Source organism: Pseudoalteromonas sp. NGC95, assembly GCF_015864705.1.
Lineage (GTDB): Bacteria > Pseudomonadota > Gammaproteobacteria > Enterobacterales > Alteromonadaceae > Pseudoalteromonas > Pseudoalteromonas arctica.
The window spans coordinates 1-18384 of sequence record NZ_JADYWR010000011.1; the positions used below are offsets into that span (position 1 = coordinate 1).

Annotated in this window: 14 protein-coding genes; 11 read left to right on the plus strand and 3 right to left on the minus strand. The window is 39.3% G+C overall.

Going from position 1 to position 18384, the window contains the following annotated elements:
• Nucleotides 1-220 precede the first annotated feature (220 nt).
• Complete coding sequence (locus I6E70_RS11500; RefSeq protein ID WP_197188752.1) at nt 221-1429, minus strand: porin; 1209 nt, start codon at nt 1427-1429, stop codon at nt 221-223.
• Between the two features lie 903 nt (nt 1430-2332).
• Between I6E70_RS11500 and I6E70_RS11505 the strand changes: the two genes are divergently transcribed.
• The 5 genes from I6E70_RS11505 to I6E70_RS11525 all read left to right on the plus strand — a co-directional run bounded on the left by I6E70_RS11505 (nt 2333) and on the right by I6E70_RS11525 (nt 9652).
• A complete protein-coding gene (locus tag I6E70_RS11505) occupies nt 2333-3922 on the plus strand; it encodes an ABC-F family ATPase (protein ID WP_076915491.1) in 1590 nt (529 codons plus the stop codon).
• Nucleotides 3923-4083: 161 nt separating this feature from the next.
• Nucleotides 4084-4566: a 5-(carboxyamino)imidazole ribonucleotide mutase gene (purE, locus tag I6E70_RS11510; protein WP_002962540.1), complete on the plus strand. Its 483-nt coding sequence runs from the start codon at nt 4084-4086 to the stop codon at nt 4564-4566.
• A gap of 2 nt (nt 4567-4568) precedes the next feature.
• On the plus strand, nt 4569-5717 hold the full coding sequence (locus I6E70_RS11515) for a 5-(carboxyamino)imidazole ribonucleotide synthase (RefSeq protein WP_197188753.1): 1149 nt from the start codon (nt 4569-4571) through the stop codon (nt 5715-5717).
• Between the two features lie 122 nt (nt 5718-5839).
• On the plus strand, nt 5840-7015 hold the full coding sequence (locus tag I6E70_RS11520; RefSeq protein WP_197188754.1) for an endonuclease/exonuclease/phosphatase family protein: 1176 nt from the start codon (nt 5840-5842) through the stop codon (nt 7013-7015).
• Between the two features lie 132 nt (nt 7016-7147).
• Nucleotides 7148-9652: a S9 family peptidase gene (locus I6E70_RS11525; protein ID WP_197188755.1), complete on the plus strand. Its 2505-nt coding sequence runs from the start codon at nt 7148-7150 to the stop codon at nt 9650-9652.
• A gap of 89 nt (nt 9653-9741) precedes the next feature.
• Here the strand turns inward: I6E70_RS11525 and rrtA are convergent, their stop codons facing one another.
• On the minus strand, nt 9742-10338 hold the full coding sequence (gene rrtA, locus I6E70_RS11530) for a rhombosortase (RefSeq protein ID WP_197188756.1): 597 nt from the start codon (nt 10336-10338) through the stop codon (nt 9742-9744).
• Between the two features lie 97 nt (nt 10339-10435).
• Here rrtA and ggt point away from each other — a divergent pair, with 97 nt between their 5' ends.
• The 3 genes from ggt to I6E70_RS11545 all read left to right on the plus strand — a co-directional run bounded on the left by ggt (nt 10436) and on the right by I6E70_RS11545 (nt 14931).
• Nucleotides 10436-12214, plus strand: coding sequence for a gamma-glutamyltransferase (gene ggt, locus I6E70_RS11535; RefSeq protein WP_197188757.1), 1779 nt, complete (start codon nt 10436-10438; stop codon nt 12212-12214).
• 142 nt (nt 12215-12356) lie between these two features.
• On the plus strand, nt 12357-14051 hold the full coding sequence (locus tag I6E70_RS11540; RefSeq protein ID WP_197103534.1) for an NAD-dependent malic enzyme: 1695 nt from the start codon (nt 12357-12359) through the stop codon (nt 14049-14051).
• Nucleotides 14052-14205: 154 nt separating this feature from the next.
• The gene (locus I6E70_RS11545) at nt 14206-14931 is read left to right on the plus strand and encodes an SIMPL domain-containing protein (RefSeq protein ID WP_007586691.1); all 726 of its coding nucleotides are present in this window, start codon (nt 14206-14208) and stop codon (nt 14929-14931) included.
• A 134-nt stretch (nt 14932-15065) separates the two neighbouring features.
• Here I6E70_RS11545 and I6E70_RS11550 read toward each other — a convergent pair whose 3' ends face one another.
• Nucleotides 15066-16412 (minus strand): DUF2254 domain-containing protein, encoded by a 1347-nt coding sequence (locus I6E70_RS11550; protein ID WP_197188758.1) that lies wholly within the window; start codon nt 16410-16412, stop codon nt 15066-15068.
• 153 nt (nt 16413-16565) lie between these two features.
• On the opposite strand from I6E70_RS11550, the gene I6E70_RS11555 reads away from it, so the two are divergent.
• The 3 genes from I6E70_RS11555 to I6E70_RS11565 are packed head-to-tail and all read left to right on the plus strand — an operon-like array spanning nt 16566 to nt 18204.
• On the plus strand, nt 16566-16937 hold the full coding sequence (locus I6E70_RS11555) for an MAPEG family protein (protein ID WP_007586689.1): 372 nt from the start codon (nt 16566-16568) through the stop codon (nt 16935-16937).
• A 14-nt stretch (nt 16938-16951) separates the two neighbouring features.
• Nucleotides 16952-17584: a sulfotransferase gene (locus I6E70_RS11560; protein ID WP_165726049.1), complete on the plus strand. Its 633-nt coding sequence runs from the start codon at nt 16952-16954 to the stop codon at nt 17582-17584.
• Between the two features lie 47 nt (nt 17585-17631).
• Nucleotides 17632-18204: a tRNA-(ms[2]io[6]A)-hydroxylase gene (locus I6E70_RS11565; RefSeq protein WP_007586685.1), complete on the plus strand. Its 573-nt coding sequence runs from the start codon at nt 17632-17634 to the stop codon at nt 18202-18204.
• The last annotated feature ends 180 nt before the right edge of the window (nt 18205-18384 follow it).

An 18384-nucleotide genomic window follows, 5' to 3' on the forward strand; every position in this document is an offset into this window, starting at 1 on the left:
AGCGTCGACAACTTGTAATTTAAAGCCTAATGAATAATCTCGTTGTGTTCGTTTGATCGGTGTATTATTTGACTTGGTCATAATAAATCCTAAATGTGTAAACACATTTCAGGACGAGACAGCGGAATAAAAAAAGCCCAGTTAAAAAAGTTAAAAGGGCTAAAAGGGTTGTGCTTAGGGAAGTTGTAGTCGTTTTTTAACTTATATTTAGAGCTTATATTTAGAACTTATATCTAAAACCAAATGCTATACCGTCATCTTCCGACTGCTCCATTTGTGCTTGTTGATCGTCGTTATCACTTTCAAAGTCGCTAAAGTCTTTACGCGCTTCTACGTAGGCAATAGTGTCTTCGTCAATTAAGTAGTGAAGGCCAATAACAGCAAATTGACGCTTAAATACATCGTCTGGATCGGCGTTAAAGTTTGGCTGAATTACGTAGTCATCACCGGCATCAAACACGTTGTAGGCAATAAAAGGGCGAAAATCGTTATCAAAGCGGTAAGATGCAAATGTTTCTATACCTATTGCGTCATCAATTAAGCGACCAATATTATCGGTGTCGTGGTTTTTGTTTTTATTTACGTTGGCAGCAACGTATAGGCCGGGCTTATCAATGTTGCCCCACATAATGCCTGCACCGTAAATTAAATCTTCAACATTGCGAGTAGAACCATCGCCAAACGTTAAATCAAACTCGCCACGGTTAATACCCGCTGTAAGTGTGAGCATATCGATAGGGGTATATGTTACAGATGCACCAAATGTGTAGTTAAATTCAACTTCTTGGGCTGCACTATCGCCAGAGTTCCATAACGTTTCGCATTCATCTTCTGAGATGTTGCTTACGTCACAGGTATAAAATTCGCTGTTTTTAAGCTGTGCTTGTACTGCAAAACTAAAATCGTTATAGCTATTGCGGTACTGCACTAACTTATCACCACGGCCAGTGCCATTTACAGCGCCATCGTCTTTGTTATAGGTGTAAACGCCAGCTGCATTACCATCCCATACAAAGCTATTATTTGTGCCATAAACTACGTCGTACCATGCACCCCATTGTTTACCAATGGTAAGTTGACCGTACTTTTCGTGTGAAAGGCCTGCGTAACCTAAACGGTTATACAAAAACTCGTCCTGAATTGATTCAAAACGATTATTATAAATTATATCGCTGCTGCCAACAGGGTTTACACCCCATTCTACGAGTGCAAGGGCAGTCCAGTCTTTCTTGAGCTTTCGGGTAAAGCCAAAGTTAATGCGCGAAGTACCGTTAACAACTTCGGTTTCGTTTTGTGTGTTAATTACACGCACATCAAGATATCCACCTACTTTTAGAGTGTTTTTATCATCTTTGTATAACTCTACCGCCGAAACAGCGGGTGCTAATACAATACTTGCGCTAATCAGTGTCGCTAATTTTTTGCTCATCTTGTGTGTTGCCCTGTGTAAATTTCAGTGTTTTTACGTAGGTAAAAATTCAGGTTCGAAGATTAACAAAGCAATAAACGGCTCAAAAGTGAAAAAAAATCAACAAAATTGGACGGCAAACTTAATTGACATTCACTCGAGGTTAATTTTGTTTTTCAGGTGTTGCTGAGGTTTGTTTTTTTAGTTGTTTTGTAGGTGAAAAGGATTGGTAATAAGTGGTGTGTTAAAATTCTAATTTGAATTAATTTCATCTTGGTTAAAAAATAGCGACTAGTGCAAAAGCTCTAAAAGTGCTTTATTTTCATAAATATAACTTTTTATTGTTATAGGTTGTACAAAAATGAGTTAAGTAAACACACAAACACGTTAAAAGTGTTTTTACTCTAGGGTCTGTTGATCTTTGCGGATTAAAATTTGTTCAAACTAGGGGCTATTTAATCGCGGCGCGAGGTTTGTAACCTAGTGGGCTAAGTAAAAACCGAGCAACAAAGAGTAAATAGCCCCTAGGAAGACCCCTTTGGGCAGCGCCTGTTTGGCATTAATGCTACGTTATCGCCCATTTATGGGGAATAACCACACTACATAGACTCTGCCTTGTCTTAATACCAAACAGACTGCTGAAAATTTAACCTTAAAAGATCAACAGACCCTAATATATATACCAAATTCTAAACGCTCATATCGGTTTATTATGAATGTATTTATGAATTTTAATTTATCTAAGTTGAATAACAATTTGCAAAAACACTAAATCTAATTTGTTATTTTAATTACGAGTAGCTCAGTGATAATAATTGCCTTAAACCACGTGGTTTGCCTTTAAACTTTCATAGAAAAACAGGCCATTTTGGTTTAAACTGCGCGCAATTTAAATACATCATTACTCCTTTGGAGGGTAGCGCTATTATTAGTACAGCTAATGTCACCATGCAATTTGGTGCTAAACCATTATTTGAAAATATCTCAGCAAAATTTGGCGACGGAAACCGTTACGGTTTAATCGGTGCAAATGGTTGTGGTAAATCAACATTTATGAAGATTCTAAGTGGTGAGCTCGAAGCGTCTTCAGGTAATGTAAGTACTGATCCAAATGAACGTGTTGCTAAACTAAACCAAGACCAGTTTGCCTACGAAGAATACTCAGTAATTGATACTGTGATCATGGGTCACAAAGAGCTGTGGAAAATAAAACAAGAACGCGACCGTATTTACTCTTTACCAGAAATGAGTGAAGACGACGGTATGAAAGTAGCCGATCTTGAAACTGAGTTTGCTGAAATGGATGGTTACTCTGCTGAATCTAAAGCAGGCGAGCTTCTATTAGGCGTAGGTATTGGCACAGACCAACACTTTGGCCCAATGTCAGAAATTGCACCTGGTTTTAAACTACGTGTGCTACTTGCACAGGTGTTGTTTTCAGACCCAGATATAATGCTACTTGATGAGCCTACCAATAACTTGGATATTTACACCATCAAGTGGTTAGAAGACGTGTTAAACCAACGCGACTGTACCATGATAATCATCTCGCATGACCGTCACTTTTTAAACTCTGTGTGTACTCACATGGCCGATATTGACTACGGTGAGCTACGTATTTACTCAGGTAACTACGACGAATACATGTTTGCAGCAACGCAAGCACGTGAGCAACTACTTAGCGAAAACGCGAAGAAGAAAAACCAAATTGCTGAACTTCAACAGTTTGTATCACGTTTCTCTGCTAACGCATCTAAAGCTAAGCAGGCAACATCGCGCGCGAAACGTATCGACAAAATTCAGTTAGACGAAGTTAAAGCGTCTTCACGCCAAACGCCGTTTATTCGCTTCGACCAAGAAAAGCAGTTATTCAGAAACGCGCTTGAAATGAATAACTTAACGCAAGGTTTTGACGACAACACATTGTTTTCTGGACTTGAAGGTTTAGTAGAAGTTGGCGAACGTATTGCTATTATTGGTGAAAATGGTGTTGGTAAAACAACATTACTTAATACATTAGCAGGGCGCTTAGCTCCTAAAGCCGGTGAGTTTAAGTTCTCAGAAAATGCAAATATTGGTTACTACGCGCAAGATCACGCAGATGAGTTTGCAACCGACATGAACTTGTTTCAGTGGATGGAGCAATGGCAACAAGAAGGCGACGACGAGCAAGTGGTTCGTAGCTTCTTAGGTCGTATGCTGTTCTCTCAAAACGATATTAAGAAGTCAGTTAAAGTAATTTCAGGTGGTGAGCAAGGCCGCATGCTGTTTGGTAAAATTATGATGCATAAACCAAACATATTGCTAATGGATGAGCCAACCAACCACATGGATATGGAATCTATTGAAGCGCTTAACTTAGCACTTGAAGCCTACGAAGGTACATTAATGTTTGTATCGCACGATCGTCAATTTGTATCATCGGTAGCTACCCGAATTTGGGAAGTTAAAGATGGTAAAATCATTGACTTTAGAGGCAACTACGCAGAATACCTAGCGAGTAAAGAAGCTTAATTAGCTATTTACCCGTTAACTCTAAAAAGCCATGTTTAAACATGGCTTTTTTTGTTTTTGTGGCTTTGTATTAGTCGCAATTAATATGGCTTTGGGTATAATACCCGGCTTAAACAGGACATAAGTCCGCTATTTTAAAAATACATTACTGAGGAGTATTTATGACTGTTGGCATTATTATGGGTTCTAAATCAGATTGGCCAACCATGGAACATGCAGCACTTATGCTTGAGCATTTTGGCATTAAGTACGAAACTAAAGTCGTGTCTGCACACCGCACTCCTCAATTACTTGCTGATTACGCAAGTTCAGCCGCAGAACGCGGTATTAAAGTTATTATTGCTGGCGCTGGCGGCGCGGCCCATTTACCAGGCATGGCTGCTGCTTTTACATCGCTTCCTGTACTGGGCGTGCCTGTAAAATCAAAAGCATTAAATGGTGTTGATTCACTTTTATCTATTTGCCAAATGCCTAAAGGCGTTGCAGTGGGCACACTTGCAATTGGTGAGCCGGGCGCAGCAAACGCAGGTTTACTAGCCGCACAAATTTTAGGGTGTCAAAATCCAGAAATTTTTGCAAAAATTGAAGCGTTTCGTAAAGCTCAAACCGATACTATATTAGCTAATCCAAACCCTGCAGAGTAATAATGAATATTTTAATATTAGGTGCAGGGCAACTTGCACGTATGATGAGTCTTGCAGGCGCGCCGCTTAATTTAAATGTGGTTGCATACGATGTAGGCAGCAAGCAAATTAAGCATCCGCTAACTGGTGAGGTTTATAGCACGTCACTTGAACAAGCAATATTAAACGCTGATGCAATTACTGCAGAGTTTGAGCACATTCCTGATGACGTACTAACACTTTGCTGTAACAGCAATAAGTTCTACCCAGGAAAAGCCGCTATTAAAACCGGTGGCGATCGCTCGCTTGAAAAAGCATTGCTTGATAAAACAAACGTAACTTGTGCGCCGTATCAATTAATTACTGAAAAAGCGCATCTTGAACACGCAGTTAAAATCCTAGGCAAGCCACTTGTTATTAAAACATGCCAAGCGGGTTACGATGGAAAAGGCCAATGGCGTTTAAAATCGGATAGTCAAATAGACGAAATTTGGTCACAAATGTCTGATTTTATTGCATCGGGCACCGAGCTTGCGCCACATACAATTATTGCTGAAAAAATGATCCCGTTTGATCGTGAAGTATCTATTATTGGTGCGCGCGATAAATACGGTAATGTTGCTATTTATCCGCTAACAGAAAATGAGCACACAAATGGTGTATTAACGCTTTCTATTGCCGGTAAAAATAATCACAACGTTGAAGCGCAAGCAAACGATGCATTTACAAAAATAGCAAACGAGCTTAACTACGTTGGCGTATTAGCAATTGAGTTTTTTGATGTACAAGGCACGTTACTCGTTAACGAAATCGCACCGCGTGTACATAACTCAGGCCACTGGACGCAACAAGGCTGCCATTGCTCACAGTTTGAAAACCACATGCGTGCTGTTGCAGGTTTACCGCTTGGTAATACAGAGCTTAAACACATTACCGCGATGATAAACGTACTAGGGCAATCTAATATTCCAGCTGACGTACTAAAATATGCAGATGTGACTAGCCATTGGTACGGTAAAACTGCAAAGCCAGGTCGTAAAATGGGCCATATAAACGTATCGGCCACTAGCATGAACGACCTAGCAGATAAATTAGGTGAGCTTACTGAATATCTACCTGAGCAAGACTACCCTGGTATTTTAAAAGCGGCGGCAAATTTAATCCTTCATTAAATGGCTAACCGTTTTATTAAATGCCGAGCTTGCTCGGCATTTTTTTGCATTTAAAAAAGGCGCAAGGTTACCTAGATTGTGAAATAATGATTGAGTCTAAAATTTTACAGTGAAATTATTTAATGAAACTTAAAGCAATTTATAGCGCACTACTTGTTGCCGCTTCTTTTAGTCCTTTTTTTAGTAACAGTGCATTTGCATCAGACTCTCTTCGTGTTGCTACTTTTAATGTAAGTATGGATGCAACTAATCACACACCTAAAGGTGAGCAAGTTAAAAGTGATGCTTTAGTTAATGCACTTAAAGCAAACCACCAGCAAATTAAGAATATAGCGGAAATTATTCAACGTGTTCGCCCTGACATTATTTTACTTAACGAATTTGATTACATCCCAAAAGAGCAGGGAATTGAATACTTTAATCAACATTATTTAAATGTAGGTCAGCAAAAACAAGCCGCTATTAATTACCCTTACTCTTATATTGCCCCTGTAAATACAGGCCTAGCTACCGAGTTTGATTTAGATAACGATGGCAAGAAAAATGGCGTGATGGGCGATGCACAAGGTTTTGGTTTTTTTGAAGGCCATTACGGTATGGCTATTTTGTCAAAATACCCAATCGATTTTGATAAAGTAAGAACCCTTCAAACCTTTAAATATAAAGACATGCCAAATGCACAAATGCCCGTAATGCCTAAAACAGGCGAAAACTGGTATAACACACAAGAATGGCAAGCGTTAAGACTTAGCTCTAAATCGTTTTGGGATTTACCTATTAACGTAAATGATAAAACCATTCATGTTATTGCATCTCACCCAACACCTCCTGTATTTGACGGTGAAGAGGATAGAAACGGCAAACGTAACCACGATGAAGTAAGGTTAATTGCCGATTACGTTTCAAACGCTAAGTATATTTACGATGATAAAGGCGAAAAAGGCGGTTTAAAAACTTACTCTCGGTTTGTTATTTTAGGTGATTTAAACGCCGCACCAGAGGGCGATAAAGCCCGCACAAATACCACCGACCAACTGCTTAAAAACCCATTGATAAATGCAAGTTTTGTTCCAAAAAGTGAGGGCGCTAAAGAGCAGTATGCTGTGCCTTATGCACAAAATTACAGTGCTAATTGGCAAGCGCGTGTTGATTACGTTTTACCGTCAAACTACGGCTTAAAAGTTAAAGACGGTGGTGTGTTTTGGCCAACTAAAACGAGCAATGAATATCGTTTAATTAAAGACAGAAACGCATCGAGCGATCATCGACTGGTGTGGCTTGATTTAATAGTTGAATAACGCCTATTAACAGGGGATGCGCTAGTAAACTGAGCTTTACCCTGTTTAATGGCTATTTATCTTAAAAAATTGCAATAACTTGAGTGCTTCTGCTTAAATACGGCTTAATTATAATAACCGTATAGAAGCGCTATGATTTTTAATTTTTCTTCATCTAAAACGTTAGTGGCCTTAGCTGTTGCCTCAAGTGTCATGCTTGCAGGTTGTAGCGCGACCGCTAACACCTCATCAACACAGCAAAGTGCTTTACCAGCAACATCGGTTGCTGCGGTTGTAAACACGCCAGCAGATATCGGCTCACAAAAAATAACGCTAGAACAAGCAATGGCCGATCCGGATTGGATGGGCAATCAGCCAGAGAGCGCTTATTGGGCTAGCGATTCGGCTACTATTATTTATGCTCAAAAAGAGCAAGGTAATACACTACGCGATTTATTTAGCCAATCGGTTACTAGCCAAACAGCAGAGCAGGTAGCACTTAATAAACTTCATACTGTGGGTTCAAATAAAGCTGTTTATTCAAAAAATAAAACAATGGCGGCCTACACGTTTAAAGGCAATGTGTTTGTTAAAAACCTAAAAACCGGTGAACTTAAACAAATTACAGCGACATCAGCAAGCGAATCTAAACCACAATTTTTAAATAATGGCGATTTAGTTTACCGCCAAGGCAATGTATTTTTTAAAGTTGATTTAAAAACAGGCTTAACGAGCGAGCTTGCTAACTTAAAACTTGCTGATGAGCCAAAAGGGATTGAAGAGCCAAGCACGTATATTGCTAAAGAGCAGCATAAATTGATTAAGTTTGTGGCGCTTCAACAAAAAAATAAAAAAGATAAGCAAGCACGTAATGAGCAAATTAATGAACAAAACAATTCAATTGCTAACACGGCTTACTACTTAGGTGATGGTAATAAAGTTGCAGAAGCACAGCTTTCGCCAAATGGTGATGCGCTGTTAGTCGTTGTACAAAAGCAAACAGATTGGCGCGGTGATGACGATATTATGCCTAACTACATTACAAATGACGCCACTATAGAACCTAAAAAAGCACGCCGCCGAGTAGCCGACGCTAAAGAAGAAACCTCAAAGCTTGTGTACATCAATTTAACTAACAAAGAGCAAACATCACTTAGCTTTAATACTTTACCGGGCTTTGACGAAGATGTTTTAGCCGCAGTTAAAAAAGAAAACTATGCACGGAAAGGTAAAACATATAAGTCTAAAAAGGCGCCTCGTGGCATTAACCTTATTATGGACTGGGGTTTTGATCAAAGCCCAGTAGTATGGAACGATGACGGCTCGCAAGTAGCTGTCATGCTTGAAGCATGGGACAACAAAGACCGCTGGCTTGCGAACGTTGATTTTAAAAACAACAAACTTGTCTCGCAACATCGCCTGCATGACGATGCATGGATTGCTTACGCGTTTAACGACTTTGGTTGGTTACATAACTCAAACACGCTTTATTACCTATCGGAAGAGTCGGGTTACAGCCAGCTTTATAAAAAACCAATTAACGGCAAAGCAACCGCGTTAACACAAGGCCAATTTGAGGTTTCTAACTTAACGCTTACCAGCGACGACAGCGCAATTTATTACAAAGCGAATGTTGAGCATCCAGGCCTGTACGAAATTTACCGCGTTAACCCACAAACAGGTAATAGCGAGCAAGTTACTGACTTAAATGGCATGACTGATTACACGTTAAGCCCAGATGAAAGCAAGTTACTCCTTAAGCACTCTACAATTACCATGCCTAATGAGCTTTATGTAGCTGATGCTCAAGCCAATACAAAAGCAACGCGATTAACGCATACTGTGTCGGATGAGTTTTTAGCTAAAAAGCTAACTGCACCTAAAATTGTTGCTGTGCCATCGAGCCATACTGATCAACCTATATACGCAAAAGTGTACTACCCAGCTGATTACGTAGTAGGTGAAGTAGGTAAAAACCGAAAAGCGGTTATTTTTAATCACGGCGCGGGTTACTTACAGAATTCACACATGGGGTTTTCGGTTTATTTTCGTGAATTTATGTTCCATTCATTGCTCGCTGATGAAGGTTACATAGTAATGGATATGGATTACCGCGCATCTAAAGGTTACGGCCGTGATTGGCGCACCGCGATTTATCGTCAAATGGGCACACCTGAAACACAAGATTTAGCCGATGGCGTTAAATGGATGGCGCAAAATGCCAACGTTGATACCAAAGCAGTAGGTACTTATGGTGGCTCTTACGGCGGCTTTATGACCTTTATGGCATTGTTTACCGCGCCTGAGTTATTTCAATCGGGTGCGGCACTACGACCTGTTACCGACTGGGCACATTACAACACAGGTTATACGGCTAATATATTAAACCATCCTGATGTTGACCCGATTGCATATGAGCGTAGCTCGCCAATTTATTACGCTGAGGGTTTAAACAAACGTTTACTCATTAATGCACCCATGGTTGACGATAACGTGTTTTTTCAAGATTCAGTGCGTTTAGTACAGCGCTTAATAGAGCTTGAAAAGCAAAACTTTGAAACAGCTATATTTCCTGTTGAACCACATGGCTTTGTACAGCCTTCAAGCTGGTTAGACGAATACCGACGTATTCATAAGTTATTTAAAGAAACGCTTTAATCTTTAATTCTTAAAGTATAAAAACAAAAACGCCGCATTAGTTTAGTTAACTAATGCGGCGTTTTTATTGGGTTGAACAAAATCTAACTTTATTTTTTATTTTTAAAGTTCTTATTAAAGAGTTCTATAACCAGTGGTATGGCAAGCAGAGTCCCGCCAATTACACCAATTAAATGTGCATCAATAGCCACAGTGGAGTTAATAAGCTTTCCAATATCAGCATTAGGGCCGCTAAATTGCTCAAACGCTATTTTAATCCATACGCCTACAAATAATAAATAACCCGACTTAAGCCCTACAGTTATATCTTTAACTGCCCCCCAAATAATTACACCATGCAGTAGAGCACTCAATCCAGTGTAAATATGTATGCTTGGGCAAAACCAGTACACGCCGAGCCCACACCACAGCGCCAGCGCACTTGTATTAAAAGCGTAGCGAGTAGGTGATGTGTATTCGCCATGTAAAAGCCATATTAATAAAACACCACTGGCATTTAATCCCAAATGAGCCCAATTAGCATGAACAAATTGGCTAGAAAAGATTCGCCACAGTTCGCCTTCATCAATTAGGCTTCGGTTAAATTCAAGTAAATTATTTAAATCAAATGCAGCAAAAATGGTACTAAATAGCAGCAGAATAATAGGCGGTAATATATAACGTGGTTGAATAGGTAAATTAAGCATTTTATTATATTTTTTTAGTCAAAATTTTTGCATATTGTGCCCGTTTAACTTTAAGATGCCAAATACAACTACGTAATTAAGTGTTTTTAGTATTTTTATGCATTTTAAACTTAACTCATTATTTGCCATTGGACTGTGCGCAGTATCACTGCCTTCATTTGCACAGCAAGCAACTCAAATTGAAACTCGCGAACCTGAAGCCGCTACTGGATTAATCCATAAAAAAGTGGTGCAAGGTGATAAATACATGGTTGCTGCTGCAAATCCATATGCCTCAAGAGCCGGTCAACAAATTTTAGCCCAAGGCGGCAGTGCCGTAGATGCTGCCATTGCTACTCAACTAGTGCTTACTTTAGTTGAGCCGCAATCGTCAGGTATTGGCGGTGGTACATTTATGATGTACTACAACAAAGCAAACAATAAGCTGACTAGTTTTGATGGCCGCGAAACAGCACCTGCAAATGCAGACGAAACGCTGTTTTTAGATAAGCACGGTAAAGCCGTTAAATGGATTGAAGCTGTAGTAGGCGGACGCTCTGTTGGTGTACCTGGTATTTTACATGCATTTGCAAGCGCACATAAGCAATACGGAACATTACCATGGGAAGCGCTTTTTAAGCCTGCTATTGAACTTGCAGAGCAAGGCTTTGTAGTTTCGCCGCGTTTACATGGCTTATTAGCCCGACAGTTAAACCCTGGCGTGTTGAGCATGCCAATTATTAACGAATACTTTTACCCAAATGGTAAATTAATTGAAGTGGGTAGTGTTAAAAAAAATCAACCTCTTGCTGATTTATACAAAGACATTGCAAAGCAGGGCATTGATGCATTTTATAAAGGCGAAAATGCTAAACAAATGGTTAATGCGGTACAACACTCTAAAATTGCCCCTGGTAAATTAAGCGTACAAGACTTAGCTGATTACAAAAGTAAAGAACGCGATGCGGTATGTATTCAATATCGTGCTTATAACGTGTGTTCTATGGCACCACCGAGTAGTGGCGGCGTAGCAGTACTACAAATGCTTGGCCTACTTGAGCATAAAGATATGAGTGCACTTAAGCCAAACGGCGAAAAGGCGATTCATTACTTTAGCCAAGCTTCGCGTATTGCATTTGCCGATCGCGATATGTACATGGGCGATCCCGATTTTACCCAAGTACCTACACAAGAGCTCTTAAACAAAGATTATATTGCCTCACGCGCTAAATTAATTACCGAAACAGACCAAAAAGCGGTAGCAGGTAATCCTGTAGGGTATTTAAGTTATGCAATGGATGATTCATACGAGTTACCTTCTACCTCACATGTCTCTATTGTAGATAGTAAAGGTAACGCCGTTTCGATGACCAGTTCAATTGAAATGGCGTTTGGCTCTACGGTTATGGTTAATGGCTTTATTTTAAATAACCAACTAACTGACTTTTCGTTATCGCCACGTAAAAACGGTAAGCTTGTAGCAAACCGTGTAGAGGCTGGTAAACGCCCGCGTAGCTCTATGTCACCGGTAATGGTATTTAATAAAGATGGCAGCTTACGTTTAATTATAGGCTCACCTGGCGGTAGTCGTATCATAGATTACGTTGCACAAGTTGTTGTGGGTGTTATTGACTGGAATTTATCAGCACAAGACGCTATTAACTTACCGCGTACAACAAATCGTAACGATTACACCAGCCTTGAAAAAGGCACAACCATTGAAGCCATTGCGCCTGCGCTTACTAAACGTGGCCACAATGTACGTATTATTGATTTAAACTCAGGCTTACACGCAGTTGAAGTTAAAAATAATACCTTATATGGTGGTGCGGACCCTCGCCGTGAAGGTGTTGCGTTATCTGATTTAACTGATAATAACGCCACTATACAATTTTAAATTATGTATAATATGCATGTGGGCAGTGAAGCCCGCATGTATTTTCTCTCAATGGTCTGACTAGCTTAATTGTCGTTGCAATTAAACCTTTAACACTGATAATGACAGATCATAACTTAAGACTCCGTTAAAGCCTGGAAATATGACAACTAATACTGATCCTAACTACTTATATATTCATCATTCTGGCCCTGGCCTAATTGAAACACCGCTATTAAATAAAGGCAGTGCCTTTAGTAAAAAAGAACGCGAAAATTTCAATCTTGCTGGTTTACTTCCTCCTCGCTTTGAAACAATAGAAGAGCAAGTTGAGCGTTGTTATCAGCAGTATTCTAGCTTTACCGACAACCTTAATAAGCATATTTACTTACGTGCGATTCAAGATAACAACGAAACACTTTACTACCGTTTAGTGCGTGATCATCTCGAAGAAATGATGCCAATCATTTACACACCGACAGTGGGCGACGCTTGTGAAAAATTCTCAGACATTTATCGCAGCGCACGTGGCTTATTTATTTCGTATGAAGATCGTTACCAAATTGACGACATTTTACGCAACGCTACCAAAGGTAAAGTAAAAGTGATTGTTGTAACCGATGGCGAGCGTATTTTAGGCCTAGGCGATCAAGGTATTGGTGGCATGGGTATCCCAATTGGTAAATTGTCACTTTACACTGCGTGTGGCGGTATAAGCCCAGCATACACATTACCTGTAATGCTTGATGTGGGTACTAATAACGAAAAGCTTTTAAACGATCCTATGTACATGGGTGCACGTCATAAGCGTATTGCTCAAGACGAATACGATGAGTTTTTAGATTTATTCATTAAAGCGGTTAAACGTCGCTGGCCAAATGTATTACTTCAGTTTGAAGATTTTGCACAACCAAATGCAATGCCGTTACTTAAGCGCTACCGCAATGAAATTTGTAGCTTTAACGATGACATTCAAGGTACTGCGGCTGTAACGGTCGGTTCTTTACTTGCTGCGTGTCGTGTTAAAAATTCAACCCTAAGCCAACAAAAAGTAGTTTTTGTGGGTGCAGGTTCTGCTGGTTGTGGTATTGCTGAGCAAATTATTAGCCAAATGGTTTTTGAAGGTATTACAGAAGCTCAAGCGCGTAGCCAAGTATTTATGGTTGACCGTTTTGGCCTACTTTCAGAGGGTATGGAAGGCTTACGCGATTTCCAACAAGCACTTGCACAACCGCAAGGCTCGTTAAGTGATTGGACTTACAGCGGTGAATACGCATCACTTCTTGATGTTATGCACTGTGCACAACCAGACATTTTAATTGGTGTTTCAGGCCAACCTGGTTTGTTTACTGAGCAAGCTATTCGTGCAATGCACGCCGGTTGTGAACAGCCAATTATTTTCCCATTGAGTAATCCATCTAAGCAGGTAGAAGCGCATCCTGCTGATGTGATTAAGTGGACTGACGGTAAAGCGCTTGTTGCAACAGGTAGCCCGTTTGATCCGGTTGAACACAATGGCGAAACGTTCCCAATCCCACAATGTAACAATAGTTATATTTTCCCGGGTATTGGTTTAGGGGTTATTGCCGCTAAAGCGACACGCATTACAGATGCTATGTTAAGTGTGTCTAGCGAAATGCTTGCAGAGTCGTCGCCGCGTGCCAACACAGGTAAAGGTAGTTTATTACCAGCCCTGACTGAAATTGAAACGCTAAGTAAGCGTATTGCATTTGCCATTGCTAAAAAAGCAATCGAAGAGGGCGTTGCTCTTGAGATTACTGATGATGCGTTATGGGCAGCAATCGACAAAAATTACTGGTTACCAAAATACCGTAACTATAAACGTTGTAGTGTTTAATTAGGTTTATACGTAATTAAAAATAAATAACGTTGTAGGCACAGTTACAACGCTTAACAAAAAACAGGCAATTGCCTGTTTTTTTGTGCTTGTTCATATTTAATTAACCACGTAAGGTCTTTAATAGCATTTACAAAATTAAAGGATCGACTTAATGAAAACACTGACTCTTGTTTTAGGTAGTGCACTGGCTTTAAACGTACTTAGTTTTGATGCACTCGCGGCAGCGACTCCCGATGCTCCTCATATTTATGTTAAAGGCGAAGCTACTCTTACTACAATGCCAGATTACGTACAGCTTAGCGTAGGTATTACTGAAGTTGATAAAGACTTAATTGCTGCTAAAAATAAAACCGACTTAACCATCGCTAAAGCAATTAAGCTCGTTAAAGAAATTGGTGTTAAAGAGGGAGATATAAACGCCGGGCAAATCTCAATAAACCGTGATAGCCAATACAACCGCACTACCGGTAATCAAGAATTTAAAGGCTTTAAGGTTTCTCGTACATTAACTGTAAAGCTTAGCGATATAAATAAATACCCTGAGTTACTACAAAGCTTAGTTAACAACGGTATTAACGAAATTAATCAAACGCAATTTTTAGCAAGTAACTACAACGAGCTGCATAAAAAAGCGCAAAAATTAGCAATTAAAGACGCACGGGATGCAGCAAAAGAGTTTAGTGAAGATTATGGCGTTGATTTAAAAGGGTTGTACAGCGCGTCACTAAGTCCACTCAATGTGCAGTCGCAGCCGTATATGCGCGCAGAAAAAGTAATGATGGCTGATAGCGCACCAAGTAACTATGTACCTGATGCCTACCATGCTGGAGAGATTAAAGTTACTGCCTCAAGCTATGCTGTGTACTACATAGATTAAAATATAGGTTCTTCCTAGGGACGATTAACTCTATGTTGCTCGGTTTTTACTTAGCCCACTAGGTTACAAACCTCGCGCCGCGATTTAATCGCCCCTAGATTGAACAAATTTCAATCCAAATAATTCAACACGCCCTAGTGGTGCTCAAAACGTGCCACCAACTTCTCACCTTGCTCTTGGCTAATACGCGCTATAGAGTTGAGCATATTAGTCACTTCGCATCTGTCGTATTCATTAGTTACATGTTCATTTATGTCATCAACAATTGCATTTAAATAATTAAATAAACTGTTTCGTGCATCGGTATCTTTATGGGCAACAAACAAAATATTTTTAAATGCCTCAAGCACGTTTGTCATTACGTATGCATCGCCTTTGGCGTAATTACGCAGCGGTGTAAAGTTGTCGTGTAATAACTCATCAAAGCTTGTTTCATGAAGGTATAACAATGGGGCATTATCACTGTGCTTAAACGAGTAGTTAATATCGTTAATTGACAGCCTTTGGATAAGTAAAATACTCAGCATATCAATTGATTTAACCGCAGTACCGGGATCGTTTATGCCCGGGCTCATTGCCTTAACCGCAATTTCGGATATTTGCGTTAACCCATAACGGTAATGATCGCTAATGTACTCTTCTATATAAAAAATAAAGCAGTCGAGAATTTTATTTATCAGCTCTTCATCGTTTGCTATATCTTTATTACATTTTAAAAACGGGTAGCCTTTAACTGTAAAATAGCCTTGGTTAACAGAGATATACACCTTTATATCTTGCTCTGCCAAAATGGCACACAGCTTATCGGTTTGCACGCCTTTATAATACCCTTCAGTTTTACTGCTAACCGAATGCCACTTGCTAAAGCCTGGAAAGTCTTCAACTGGGTTCTCTTGCTGTCTTTGTATTATTGTTTTAATTTCGTTTTTAGTTTGGCTAAACAAGCCATTTAACACGTTATCAACCTGAATGGCGCGAGAGATTGAATGTATAAAAAATACAAATAAACCTAATGAAATCAAGCCAAAAATAAGTGCAAACAGTACACCAATTGAAGGAATAGCCGTACTGCCACCTTCAAGTTTATTAATATTTATAAGCATAATAATTGAGTAAATTATGCTGCCTAAATAAAAGCCCAAAACCATTTGGTGTGATTTACGCGTAATAAGCCCAGGCACTACGCGGGGCGATAAACTCGCACTGGCCGAATTTAAAACCACCATTACCATCGAAAAACTAAACACGGTAAGCGAAATAATACTCCCCGCTAAAGTGCTTAAAATAGTACGCGCGTTTTCGGCGCTATCAACAAGTAAAACCGATATAAACGATTTTAGCTGCTCAATAGGGGCTAAATATTCAACCGACATAGTTATAATGGCAAATACTAAAAAGCCCACTGAAAGCATAGAAGGGTAAAAGCCAATACTGTTAATCATTTCACGGTAACTGTCGGCTACTTTGCGAGGTACAAACATAAAATCCTTATGTATTTTTCTACTTACTTAATACCCTTAGCTTAGCATAGGCATTTATTAAACTTCTGATAATGCTGCTCAAATTTATATGTTATTATCACGCCCACAATAATAAAGCGCATGCTTATGCGATAAAAATAACAGGAAAACGCTGTGATCATTTCAACTTATGCTGCATTACTTGCATTCTTTTACATTTATTTGAGCTTTAACGTAATAAAAGTGCGCCGCGCGGAGCAGATATCACTTGGTGATAATGGTAACGCAACGCTGCAACGTGCTGTGCGTGCCCACGCTAACTTTATGGAGTACGTGCCAATTGCTTTAATTTTACTTTTTTTGGCAGAGTACCAAGGGCTTGCTAGCCATTACTGTCATATATTAGGTGGTGCGTTATTAATAGGGCGTGTGTTTCAAAATTTAGGCATAGTAGAAAAAAGCCTGAAATATCGCCAAATTGGTACCATTACTACATTTTTGGTGATTATTGTTAGCGCCTTTGTATTGCTAGTAACACGTGGCTAATTAAAGAAAAGTTAATGAGCAAAATATTTATAATAGGTTTACCGCGTACCGGCACTACTAGTGTGTGCCACGCATTTTTAGAGCTTGGTATTACAACAGCGCATACCGCATATACTAATGCTTGTTTTGAAAATGCTAACGCGATTGCCGACACTCCCATATTTAATGACTTTAAAGCGCTTGATATTCATTACCCAGACTCTAAGTTTATTTATTTAGAGCGCGAACTTGGTGCATGGCTTGTATCAATAAAACAGCTTTTAACGCGTATGCACACTAATTTAACCCGTGGCGACGGGGGCTTTAATATTCATATAAAACGTTGTTATTTAAATACGTTTAGTGAGCTTTCGCTTAATAATATTAGCGACGATAGTTACTTAGCAGACTGTTATAAAAAACATTTTAATGATGCTCAAACGTACTTTAATAACCGTGACAACGATTTTTTATCCATTGATATAGCAAAGCCTGATAGCTATAAAAAGCTATGCAATTTTTTAGCGTTAAAAAGTGATAAAACTGATTTTGAAAAAATGAATATGGGCGGCAAAGTTACCGCGTGGAACGATATTAAACACCCGTTAAAAGTTGAATCTACGGCTAAAGGACGGATAGATAAATTACTGCCTTACAAGATTTTTTAAATCAAATACGTTAAAATCCCCGCATTATTATTTAAGTTGTACAGAAAATGTTTGAATTAAAATACCACACCCCATTTGAATGGACTGAAGTTGTCCTTGCTGACTTTAATACTTTTTTACAAGATCACGCCGCTGCAGAAAAAAAAGCATCGGGTATGGCTATGTCTATGCTTTCGCATTATCCAGACAAACGTAAATTAGTAAAAGCTATGACCGATTTAGCGCTAGAAGAATTAATACACTTTAAACAAGTACTTAAATTGCTTTTAGAGCGAGATGTAAACTTAGGTGACGACAAAAAAGACCCGTACATAAAACAAATACGCGCACTGTTTAGACATGGTCGTGATGGTTTTTTAATGGACCGATTACTGGTTGGCGGTGTAATTGAAGCACGTGGCCACGAGCGTTTTTCTTTAGTTGCACAAGCACTTCCTGAGGGTAAAGAAAAAGATTTTTATGTTGCTATTGCTAAGTCAGAAGAAAAACATAAAAACCTATTTGTAGAACTCGCTTACGAATACTTTGAAAAAGAAGAAGTTGATGTTCGTCTAGAAGAGCTGCTTATAGCTGAAGCTAAAATCTGTGAAAGCATCCCGTTTACAGCCGCTTTGCATTAATTAAAACTAGCGTAAAGCGTACTTTCACTCGCTTTGCGCCACACACCTCTGCTCTTATTTCTTTGTTAACCTCTTCATGAATTGTTGATTTGCAATTTGCGAATCAAAATAATAAAAAACACGTTTATACATCTTAATCCACTGATTATAAATACAAAAGCCCTTGGTCTCATACTTGCT